The organism is Pyrobaculum sp. (assembly GCF_049971835.1).
Lineage (GTDB): Archaea > Thermoproteota > Thermoprotei > Thermoproteales > Thermoproteaceae > Pyrobaculum.
In genome coordinates, this window is record NZ_JBMFKV010000415.1 from 1 (window position 1) to 561 (window position 561).

Sequence of the window (561 nt, forward strand, 5' to 3'; positions counted from 1 at the left end):
CAAGCAGGTTTGTGAGAGACGTCATTGGCGTAGCACTGCCCTCACGCCAATACCCAGTTTTAGCCAACGCATTTATATACATGTTAGGCGACGCTGTATCTACGTCTAGGGACGGATTTGGAAGACTTAGGTACACAATCGACGTAGATAAGGCGTGGAACGTACTGCAGTGCCGCGGACGGAGAAAGGCCAAGTACTCCAGAGTGGTAGTTCAGGTGCCTGCCAAACTTGTAGCAGAGGCAGAAAGACGCGCGGCTGAGCGAGGCAGGCCGATGCCAGATGCAGTACGCGAGGCAGTCGAGAGGCTGTACGAGCTGTTTAAAGACGGCGACTACGGAGGAGCGACTAAGCTTAGAATCTACGTATATCAAGACACCAAGGCGCTGATAGACGCGCTGACCCGCAACGGCGTATTCCGCAACAGGTCAGAACTAATTAGGCTGGTGCTCGCTATGATCGCCCACGACGTGGAGATATGAAGCTGTACGAGGCGCCCAGGGTTCTGCTTGTGGGGAGCTGGGGATCCGAGGCGCTTGTGTCCGCCTTCACCGACGCCTTGTA

General features: G+C 55.3%; 1 protein-coding gene. It reads left to right on the top strand.

Features of this window, described 5'->3' with window-relative positions:
* A partial coding sequence (locus tag ACP5J3_RS15025) for a ribbon-helix-helix protein, CopG family (RefSeq protein WP_428496411.1) occupies positions 1-479 on the top strand: 479 nt, incomplete at its 5' end.
* Between the last annotated feature and the right edge of the window lie 82 nt (positions 480-561).